At 66.8% G+C, this 9,795-nt stretch carries 11 protein-coding genes; all 11 read left to right on the top strand.

Features of this window, described 5'->3' with window-relative positions; translation table 11 throughout:
• Nucleotides 1-882: aminotransferase class III-fold pyridoxal phosphate-dependent enzyme (locus IV088_RS05845; protein ID WP_291099019.1), on the top strand; the 882-nt coding region annotated here is incomplete at its 5' end.
• The gene (locus IV088_RS05840) at nucleotides 879-2,072 is read left to right on the top strand and encodes a CaiB/BaiF CoA-transferase family protein (RefSeq protein WP_291099016.1); all 1,194 of its coding nucleotides are present in this window, start codon (nucleotides 879-881) and stop codon (nucleotides 2,070-2,072) included. The genes IV088_RS05845 and IV088_RS05840, both read left to right, overlap by 4 nt.
• A 39-nt stretch (nucleotides 2,073-2,111) precedes the next feature.
• Entirely contained in the window at nucleotides 2,112-3,194 is a 1,083-nt protein-coding gene (locus IV088_RS05835; RefSeq protein ID WP_291099013.1) for an ABC transporter ATP-binding protein, read from the top strand.
• A gap of 40 nt (nucleotides 3,195-3,234) precedes the next feature.
• Nucleotides 3,235-4,266 carry an ABC transporter substrate-binding protein gene (locus IV088_RS05830; protein ID WP_291099011.1) on the top strand — a complete coding sequence of 344 codons (1,032 nt, stop codon included), beginning with the start codon at nucleotides 3,235-3,237 and terminating at the stop codon, nucleotides 4,264-4,266.
• Nucleotides 4,267-4,268: 2 nt separating this feature from the next.
• Nucleotides 4,269-5,498, top strand: a complete 1,230-nt coding sequence (locus IV088_RS05825; protein ID WP_291085486.1) for an ABC transporter permease — start codon at nucleotides 4,269-4,271, stop codon at nucleotides 5,496-5,498.
• A 13-nt stretch (nucleotides 5,499-5,511) separates the two neighbouring features.
• Nucleotides 5,512-6,330, top strand: a complete 819-nt coding sequence (locus tag IV088_RS05820) for an ABC transporter permease (RefSeq protein ID WP_291085483.1) — start codon at nucleotides 5,512-5,514, stop codon at nucleotides 6,328-6,330.
• A 28-nt stretch (nucleotides 6,331-6,358) separates the two neighbouring features.
• Nucleotides 6,359-7,198 carry an isocitrate lyase/phosphoenolpyruvate mutase family protein gene (locus IV088_RS05815; RefSeq protein ID WP_291099008.1) on the top strand — a complete coding sequence of 280 codons (840 nt, stop codon included), beginning with the start codon at nucleotides 6,359-6,361 and terminating at the stop codon, nucleotides 7,196-7,198.
• Between the two features lie 11 nt (nucleotides 7,199-7,209).
• Nucleotides 7,210-7,815, top strand: coding sequence for a GNAT family protein (locus IV088_RS05810; RefSeq protein ID WP_291099006.1), 606 nt, complete (start codon nucleotides 7,210-7,212; stop codon nucleotides 7,813-7,815).
• 4 nt (nucleotides 7,816-7,819) lie between these two features.
• A complete protein-coding gene (gene speB / locus IV088_RS05805) occupies nucleotides 7,820-8,779 on the top strand; it encodes an agmatinase (RefSeq protein WP_291099004.1) in 960 nt (319 codons plus the stop codon).
• Nucleotides 8,780-8,805: 26 nt separating this feature from the next.
• Nucleotides 8,806-9,090 carry a cupin domain-containing protein gene (locus IV088_RS05800; RefSeq protein WP_291099001.1) on the top strand — a complete coding sequence of 95 codons (285 nt, stop codon included), beginning with the start codon at nucleotides 8,806-8,808 and terminating at the stop codon, nucleotides 9,088-9,090.
• A gap of 56 nt (nucleotides 9,091-9,146) precedes the next feature.
• Nucleotides 9,147-9,795, top strand: a 649-nt coding sequence (locus IV088_RS05795) for an aldehyde dehydrogenase family protein (RefSeq protein ID WP_291098998.1), incomplete at its 3' end; no start/stop codon positions are given.

Below are 9,795 nucleotides of genomic sequence, written 5' to 3'. Positions count from 1 at the left end.
ACCGGCGGCTACCACGGCCGCACCATGATGACCCTGGGCCTGACCGGCAAGGTCGCCCCGTACAAGACCGGCTTCGGCCCCTTCCCGGGCGAAATCTTCCACGCCCGCTTCCCGAACGAACTGCACGGCGTGAGCGTGCAGGACGCGATCGACTCGGTCGAGCAGATCTTCAAGAACGACATCGAAGCCAGCCGCGTCGCGGCCATCATCCTGGAGCCGGTGCAAGGCGAAGGCGGCTTCAACGTGGCGCCGAAGGAACTGTGGCAGCGCCTGCGCGCGCTGTGCGACCAGCACGGCATCCTGCTGATCGCCGACGAGGTGCAGACCGGCGCAGGCCGCACCGGCACCTGGTTCGCGGTCGAGCAGACGGGCGTGGCGCCCGACCTGATCACCCTGGCCAAGTCCATGGCCGGCGGCTTCCCGATCTCGGCCGTGGTCGGCCGCGCCGAAGTGATGGACGCGCCCGCCGCTGGCGGCCTGGGCGGCACCTACGCCGGCAGCCCGATGGCCTGTGCCGCTGCGCTGGCCGTGCTCGACGAGTTTGAAAAATACGACCTGCTGCAGCGCAGCCGCGACGTCGGCGCGCGCATCACCGCCAGCCTGCAGACGCTGGCCAAGAAACACAGCTGCATCGCCGACGTGCGCGGCCTGGGCGCCATGGTCGCCATGGAGCTGTGCAAGAACGGTGACGTGCACCAGCCCGACGCCGAACTGACCAAGGCGCTCGCCGCCGAAGCCACGAAACGCGGCCTGATCATCCTGACCTGCGGCACCTACGGCAACGTGGTGCGCATCCTGGTGCCGCTGACCGCCAGCGACGCCGTGCTGGACGAAGGCCTGGCGATCATCGCTGCCTCGCTCGACGCGCTGCAAGGCGCATGAGCTCCACCGATCAGCCCCCTGCCAACGCCAGCACCGTAGCGGCCCCCCGCCCGCTCGCGGGCGTGCGCGTGCTCGACCTCTCGCGCGTGCTCGCCGGCCCCTGGGCCGGTCAGTTGCTGGCCGACTACGGCGCCGAAGTCCTCAAGGTGGAACGCCCGGGCGCCGGTGACGACACGCGCAGCTGGGGTCCGCCCTGGTGGGGCGAAGGCGCCGACCGCGTGGCGGCGTACTTCATCTGTGCCAACCGCGGCAAGCGCTCGGTGACGATCGACATCGCCAGCGCCGAAGGCATCCAGCAGGTGCGTGAACTGGCGCGCGACGCGGACGTGCTGATCGAGAACTACAAGGTCGGCCAGCTCGCCAAGTACGGGCTCGACGCCACCAGCCTGCAGGCCCTCAACCCGCGCCTGATCTATTGCTCCATCACCGGCTACGGCCAGAACGGCCCGCTGGCGCACAAGGCCGGCTACGACTTCGCGATCCAGGCCGAAGGCGGCCTGATGAGCATCACCGGCAACAAGGGCGAAGAGCCGCAGAAGGTGGGCGTGGCGGTGACCGACCTGATGACCGGGGTCTACGCCACCACCGCCATCCTGGCCGCTCTGCACGAGCGCGCGCACACTGGCAAAGGCTGCCACATCGACGCCGCGCTGTTCGACGTGCAGGTCGCCATGTTGGCCAACCAGGGCGCCAACCAGCTGATCGGCCACAAGACGCCCACCCGCATGGGCAACGCGCACCCCAACATCGTGCCCTACCAGGTGTTCCCCACGCGCGATGGCCACATGGTGCTGGCCGTGGGCAACGACGGCCAGTTCGCCAAGTTCTGCGACGCCTGCGACCACCCCGAGGTTTCGCGCGACGCGCGCTTCTCGACCAACCCGGCGCGCGTGGAACACCGCGCCACGCTGGTGCCGCTGCTCACTGGCTGGACACTGCAGCGCGACACCGCCGACTGGGTGCAGTTGCTCGACCGTGCGGGCGTGCCCTGCTCGCCGATCCTTGATTTGGCTCAAGTCATGGAACATCCCCATGTCGCTGCGCGCGGTTTGCGGCTACAACCCGGAATGGACGCCACACCGCCCATGATCGCGAACCCGATGGTGATGGACGGACAACGCCCCGTGGCCGAACTGCCGCCACCGGCACTCGGCGCCCATCAGGCACGATGGTTGCATGCAACGCCCTGAACCTTTTTTCAGCCCACGACCCACGACCCGATCGCGTTCATGACACAGAGCACCGCACTCGTCACCTTCACCGGTGTGCAGAAAACCTACGACGGCCACACCCTGGTGGTGCGCGACCTCAACCTGGAGATCCAGAAGGGCGAGTTCCTCTCGCTGCTCGGTCCCTCGGGCTCGGGCAAGACCACCACGCTGATGATGTTGGCCGGCTTTGAATCGCCGACCTCGGGCGAGATCAGCCTGGACGGTGTGCCCATCACGCGCACGCCGCCGCACAAGCGCAACTTCGGCATGGTGTTCCAGAACTACGCCCTGTTCCCGCACATGACCGTGGCCGACAACATTGCCTACCCGCTCACGGTGCGCAAGCTGGGCAAGGCCGACGTCGAAGCCAAGGTGAAGCGCGCCCTCGACATGGTGCAGATGGGTCACATGGGCAGTCGCTTCCCGGGTCAGCTCTCGGGCGGCCAGCAGCAGCGCGTGGCGCTGGCCCGCGCGCTGGTGTTCGACCCGCAACTGGTGCTGATGGACGAGCCGCTCGGCGCACTCGACAAGCAGTTGCGCGAGCACATGCAGCTGGAGCTCAAGGCGTTGCACCGCCGCTTGGGCGTGACCTTTGTCTACGTGACGCACGACCAGTCGGAAGCGCTCACCATGTCCGACCGCGTGGCCGTGTTCAGCGAGGGCGTGATCCAGCAGATCGACACCGTGGACCGCCTGTACGAAACCCCGGCCAACCGCTTCGTCGCCAGCTTCGTCGGCGACAACTCGGTGCTCGATGCCCGCGTGATCCAGAACCACGGCGACACCTGCGAGGTGCAGCTGGCCGACGGCGTGCACCTGCAGGGCGTCAACGTCAACCACGCCCAGGTGGGCGATGCCGTGCAGTGCAGCGTGCGCCCGGAGCGCATCGCCCTGGTCGGTGCAGAGGGTGGCAGCGAGAACTGCCTGCCCGCCAAGGTGAACGACGTGATCTATTTCGGTGACCACCTGCGCCTGCGCTGCGTGGTGCCGGACCAGCCCGAACTCAGCGTGAAGGTGCCGCTGCAGCACCTGGGCCAGATGGCCGCCGGCCAGACGGTCCACCTCCACCTGCCTGCCGCGCATTTGCGTGTGTACAAGTGATTTCCCGTTCCTGTTCCTCAACCCCCTGGAGATAAGACCCATGAAACTCAAACCCGTGCTGCTGGCGGTGGCCGTGATGGCCAGCCTGCCCGTGATGGCCCAGAGCCAGTTGACCGTCGTCAACTTCGGTGGTGCCAACGGCGCCGCGCAGAAGAAGGCCTATTTCGAGGCCTACGAAAAAGCCGGTGGCGGCAAGATCACCGCCGTGGAATACAACGGCGAACAGGCCAAGATCAAGGCCATGGTCGAAGCCAAGAAGGTCACCTGGGACGTGGTCGAAGTCGAAAGCCCGGACCTGAGCCGCGGCTGTGACGAAGGCCTGTTCGAGAAGATGGACTGGGCCAAGGTTGGCAACAAGGCCGACTTCCAGAAAGCCGCGGTGCACGAGTGCGGCGTGGGCACCTTCGTGTGGTCCACCGTGATGGCCTACGACGGCGACAAGCTCAAGACCGCCCCCACCACCTGGGCCGATTTCTGGGACGTGAAGAAATTCCCCGGCAAGCGCGGCATGCGCAAGGGCGCCCGCTACAACCTCGAATTCGCCCTGATGGCCGACGGTGTCAAGACCGCCGACGTCTACAAGGTGCTGGCCACCAAGGAAGGTGCCGAGCGCGCGTTCCAGAAGCTGACCGAGCTCAAGCCCAACATCCAGTGGTGGGAAGCCGGCGCGCAGCCGCCCCAGTTCCTGGTGGCCGGTGACGTGGCCATGACCACCGCCTACAACGGCCGCATCGACGCCGCCCAGCGCGAAGGCAAGAACCTCAAGATCACCTGGACCGGTGGCATCTACGACCTGGACTACTGGGTCATGCCCAAGGGCACGCCCAACAAGGACGCTGCTCTGAAGTTCATCGCCATGGCCAGCTCGCCCGATGCCCAGGCCGACTACGCCAAAAACATCAGCTACGGCCCGACCAACAACAAGGCCCTGACCCAGCTCGACGCCAAGGTGCTGGGCATGCTGCCCACCTCGCCCGCCAACAGCAAGGACGCACTGCAGTTCAGCGTCGGCTTCTGGGCCGACCAGGGTGAAGCCCTGGAGAAGCGCTTCTCCGCCTGGGCAGCGAAGTGATGATGGCCGGTGGAACCCTCGATCTGGTCGCCCAGTTGAGCCGTGCCGAGCGGCGGCGCAAGACGCGCGCGTTCGCGTTGACGCTGCCCCTGCTGGCATTCCTGCTGGTGTTCTTCCTGGTTCCACTGGCGTCTTTGCTGGTGCGGGCGGTTGAGAACCCCGAAGTGGCCGATGCGCTGCCCCGCACGGGGCAGGCGCTCGGTGACTGGGACCGCAACAGCCCGCCCCCCACTGCGGCCTACGCCGCTTTGCTGGCCGACCTGTCGGCCATACAGGAAACCGCGCAAGCCGGCGTGCTGGCGCGGCGCCTCAACAGCGAAGTGGCCGGCGGCCGTTCGTTGGTCATGGGCACCTACCGCGCCCTGCCCCTGGGCGAGAACCTGGGCCCCGACGAAGCCAGAGCCAGGCTGATCGAATTTGATGCGCGCTGGGAAGAACTGCCCTACTGGCAAGCCATCGCGAAAAACAGCTCACGCTGGACGCTCGACTACCTGCTGACCGCGGTCGACCTCAAACGCACACCGCAAGGCGACATCGTCAAGGTGGGCGAAGGCGAAGCTGCCTTCAGCGACATCCTCGGCCGCACCTTCCAGATGAGCGCGGTCGTCACCTTTTTCTGCCTGCTGTTGGCCTATCCGCTGGCCTACTGGCTCTCGACGCTCCCCGAGCGCAAGGCCAACGTGATGCTGATCCTGGTGCTGCTGCCGTTCTGGACCTCGGTGCTGGTGCGCATCGCCGCCTGGATCGTGCTGCTGCAGAACAACGGCCTGGTCAACCGCTTCTTCATGTGGCTGGGTGTCACCGACACGCCCATCCCGCTGCTGTTCAACCGCGTGGGCGTGATCATCGCGATGGTCCACATCCTGCTGCCTTTTGCCATCCTGCCGCTGTACAGCGTCATGAAGTCGGTGCCACAGAACTACCTGCGCGCCGCCATCTCGCTGGGCAGCACGCCGTTCTCGGGTTTCGTGCGCGTGTACCTGCCGCAGACCTACCCCGGCGTGGCCGCGGGCGGCCTGCTGGTCTTCATCACCAGCATCGGCTACTACGTGACGCCTGCCCTGCTTGGCGGCCCGAGCGACCAGATGCTGAGCTACTACGTGGCGCAGTACACCAACGTGGAAGTGAACTGGGGCATGGCCTGCGCGCTCGGCGGCGTGCTGCTGACCACCACGCTGATCCTCTACGCGATCTATCGCAAGGTCTCCAAAGCCGAGCTCAGTCTGGGTTGATCAGAAAGCGCACATGTTCAAACTCCCCGACTTCCCCGCCTACTACACCCTGCTCGACAAACTCGGCTGGTTTGCCCTGCGCTTGGGCGGCGTGGCCGTGCTGGCCTTTCTGCTGCTGCCGGTGGTGGTGATCATTCCTCTGTCGTTCAGCGACTCCTCGTTCCTCGCATACCCCATCGAAGGCTGGTCGCTGAAGTGGTACCGCGAGATGTTTGCGTCCGACGACTGGGCGCGTGCCGCGAAGAACAGCTTCATCGTCGCGCCGCTGGCCACGCTGCTGGCGACGACGCTCGGCACGCTGGCGGCCATGGGCCTGGCCCATACGAGGTTCTTCGGCAAGGGCTTCATCACCGGTGTGCTGATCGCGCCGATGGTGGTGCCCATCGTGGTGGTGGGGGTCAGCACCTACCTGTATTTCGCCAGATGGGGCCTGAACGACACCTACCTCGGCCTGATCTTGGTGCACGCGGCGCTCGGCGCGCCATTCGTGGTGACCACCGTGCTGGCCACGTTGCAGAGCTTCAACCAGAACCTGGTGAAAGCCAGCCTGAGCCTGGGTGCGAGCCCGCTGGAAACCTTCTTCCGCGTCACGCTGCCCGTCATCGCACCGGGCGTGATCTCGGGCGCCCTGTTCGCGTTCGCCACCTCGTTCGACGAGGTCGTTGTCACGCTGTTCCTCGCCGGCCCCGAGCAGGTCACGCTGCCGCGCCAGATGTTCACCGGCATCCGCGAGAACATCTCTCCGACCATCGCCGCTGTTGCCACGCTGCTGATCCTGTTCACGACCGCGCTGATGCTGACGCTGGAGTGGCTGCGCGGTCGTCGCAAGTAAACATCGATCGATGCGGGCACCCACCTCCGTGGCCGACAACGTGGAGACCTTCCGGGCCCTGCACCGGAACGGCTGCTTCCTGATGCCCAACGCCTGGGACGCCGGCAGCGCCCGCATCCTGTCGGCTCAAGGCTTTGTGGCGCTGGGCACGACCAGCGCCGGCATCGCGTTCGCGCGAGGCGCTCCCGATGGTGCGCAAGCCATCGGCCGCTCCGAGATGATGGACGCCATCCACCACATCGCCTCGGCCGTGTCGATCCCGGTCAGCGCCGATCTCGAAGCAGGCTTTGGCAGCGAGCCGGGCGATGTGGCAGAGACCGTCGCGCAAGCCATCCAGGCCGGTGCCGTCGGCGGCAATATCGAGGATGCCAGCGGAGACAGTGCGACCGGCTTGCTGGAATTGGCCCGTGCCATGGACCGCATCCGAGCCGCACGATCGGCCGACGCCAGGTTTGTGTTGACCGCACGAACCGACGCCTGCTTGCGCAGCGGCCGCGGCGCTCTGTCGACCGCCATCCAACGTTGTCAGGCGTACGCCGACGCGGGCGCGGACTGCGTTTTTGTGCCGGGCCTGACCCAGGCGCAGGACATTGCCCGCCTGGTCAGCGAAGTTCAGGTGCCGGTCACGGTGGTGATGGGCCTGTCCGCCTCCACCCTGACCGTCGCCGATCTCCGTCAGGCCGGTGCACGACGGATCAGCGTCGGGGGCAGCCTGGCCAGGGCTTGCCTGGGGCTGCTGCGCAGGGCATCGCGCCAGATGCTGGATGAGGGGCGCTTCGACTACGCGGCGGATCAGATCCCCGACGCGGAACTCTGCGACTTCTTTACGATGGACGACCACACCGCACGCCAGCGCAGCGGTCATTGATCATCACTTTTATGCCCTTCACCACCGACACCACCCTCACCGGCCAGCACGTCCGCCTGGTCCCCCTGCGCCCCGAGCACCACGACGATCTGGTCGAAGCGGTGCGCGACGGCGAACTCTGGACGCTCTGGTACACCGTGATTCCGACGCCCGAGGGCATGGCGGCCGAGATCCAGCGCCGCCTGGGCCTGCAGCAGGCCGGCAGCATGCTGCCTTTTGCCGTGCTCGACACCAGCGGCAAGGCGGTGGGCATGACCACCTACATGAACATCGACGCCGCCAACCGCCGCGTCGAGATCGGCTCCACCTGGTACCGCCAGGCGGTGCAGCGCAGCCCGCTCAATACCGAAGCCAAGCGCCTGCTGCTGGCCCACGCGTTTGAGACGCTGGACTGCATCGCGGTCGAGTTCAGAACGCATTTTTTTAACCACCAGAGCCGCCGTGGCATCGAACGCCTGGGCGCCAAACTGGACGGCGTGCTGCGTTCGCACCAGATCAACCGCCACCCCGATGCGCAGGGCGCGCTGCGCGACTCCTGTGTCTACAGCATCGTGGCCAGCGAATGGGCTTCGGTCAAAGCCCACCTGGACTTCCAGCTGTCGCGCCCCCGGGCCTGAAACCATGAGCGAAAACACGCCCTTCAACCAGCCGCTGGGCGGCAATGAGATGCCGCGCTTTGGCGGCCTGGCCAGCATGATGCGGTTGCCGGTCGCGACCTCAGCCGCCGGCCTGAACGCCGGCTTCATTGGCGTGCCGCTGGACATCGGCACCAGCCACCGCCCGGGCGCGCGCTTCGGCCCGCGCCAGATCCGAGCCGAGTCGTGCCTGATCCGCCCCTACAACATGGCGACCGGCGCTGCGCCCTTCGACGCGCTGCAGGTGGCCGACCTCGGCGACGTGGCGATCAACACCTACCACCTGCTGAAGTCGGTGGACCTCATCGAACAGCACTACCGCCCGATCATCGAGGCCGGCTGCATCCCGCTCACGCTCGGCGGCGACCACACCATCGCCCTGCCGATCCTGCGCGCGATGAAGGCAAAACACGGCCCGGTGGCGATGATCCATGTCGACGCCCACGCCGACGTGAACCCCGACATGTTCGGCGAGGCCATTGCCCACGGCACCCCCTTCCGCCGCGCGGTCGAAGAAGGCCTGCTGATCGGCGACAAGGTCTGGCAGATCGGCTTGCGCGGCAGCGGTTATTCGGCCGACGATTTCGACTGGCCGCGCCAGCAGGGCTTCACCATCGTGCCCGCACACGAGGTCTGGTGGACCAGCCTGGCGCCGCTGATGGTGCAGATCCGCGACAAGATCGGCCCCGACACGCCCACCTACCTGAGCTTCGACATCGACGGCATCGACCCCGCCTACGCCGGCGGCACCGGCACGCCCGAGATCGGTGGTCTGAACGTGCCGCAGGCACTGGAGATCGTGCGCGGCTGCCGGGGCCTGAACCTGGTCGGCTGCGACCTGGTCGAGGTGTCCCCGGCCTACGACACCAGCGGCAACACCGCCCTGCTGGGCGCCAACCTGCTGTTTGAAATGCTCTGCGTGCTGCCCGGCGTGGCCTACCGCTGAATCCCCGTTGTCACAAGGAAGACCCCATGAGCCGCCCCCAGGCCGTCCCCACCGTGCAGATTTCCAACGAACGCGTTATCGTCACCGAGTGGCGTTTCGCGCCGGGCGCGGAGACGGGCTGGCACCGCCACGCACACGACTATGTGGTCGTGCCCATGACCGGCGGCGAGCTGCTGCTGGAAACCCCCGATGGCCACCGCACGGCACCGTTGACACCCGGCCAGTCGTACACCCGGAACGTGGGCGTGGAGCACAACGTCATCAACCCCACCGGACACGAAGTTGTGTTCGTGGAAATTGAAATGCGCTGAATCCGCGCTGAACGCACCCTTTCCTTTCGCACCACCATCTGACGAAGAGACATCCCATGGACATGAAGACATCCCCCCTGGCCCTGCTGAAGGACCCGACCCTGCTCAAGACCGACGCGCTGATCAACGGCGAGTGGGTCAAAGGCGCCAGCCGCTTTGACGTGCTCGACCCCGCCACCGGCCTCAAGCTGGCCGATGTGGCCAACCTCGGCCCGGCCGAGGCCGAACAGGCCATCGCCGCCGCCAACGCCGCGTGGGCCGGCTGGAAAACCAAGACCGCCAAGGAGCGCAGCATCGTCCTGCGCAAGTGGTACGACCTGCTCATGGCCAACCAGGACGACCTGGGCCGCATCATGACCGCCGAGCAGGGCAAGCCCCTGCCGGAAGCCAAGGGTGAGGTCGCCTACGGCGCCAGCTTCGTCGAGTGGTTCGCCGAAGAAGCCAAGCGCGTCAACGGCGAGACCCTGCCGCAGTTCGACAACAACCGCCGCCTGATGGTGCTCAAGCAGCCCATCGGCGTCTGCGCCGCGATCACGCCCTGGAACTTCCCGCTGGCCATGATCACGCGCAAGGTCGCGCCCGCGCTGGCCGCCGGCTGCCCCGTCATCATCAAGCCCGCCGAGCTGACCCCGCTGACGGCCCTGGCCGCGGCCGAACTGGCCATCCGCGCCGGCATCCCGGCCGGTGTGCTCAACATGATCACCG

The sequence above is a fragment of the Hydrogenophaga sp. genome, from assembly GCF_018780075.1.
Lineage (GTDB): Bacteria > Pseudomonadota > Gammaproteobacteria > Burkholderiales > Burkholderiaceae_C > Hydrogenophaga.
This window is presented reverse-complemented; position numbering and strand designations above follow the sequence as displayed.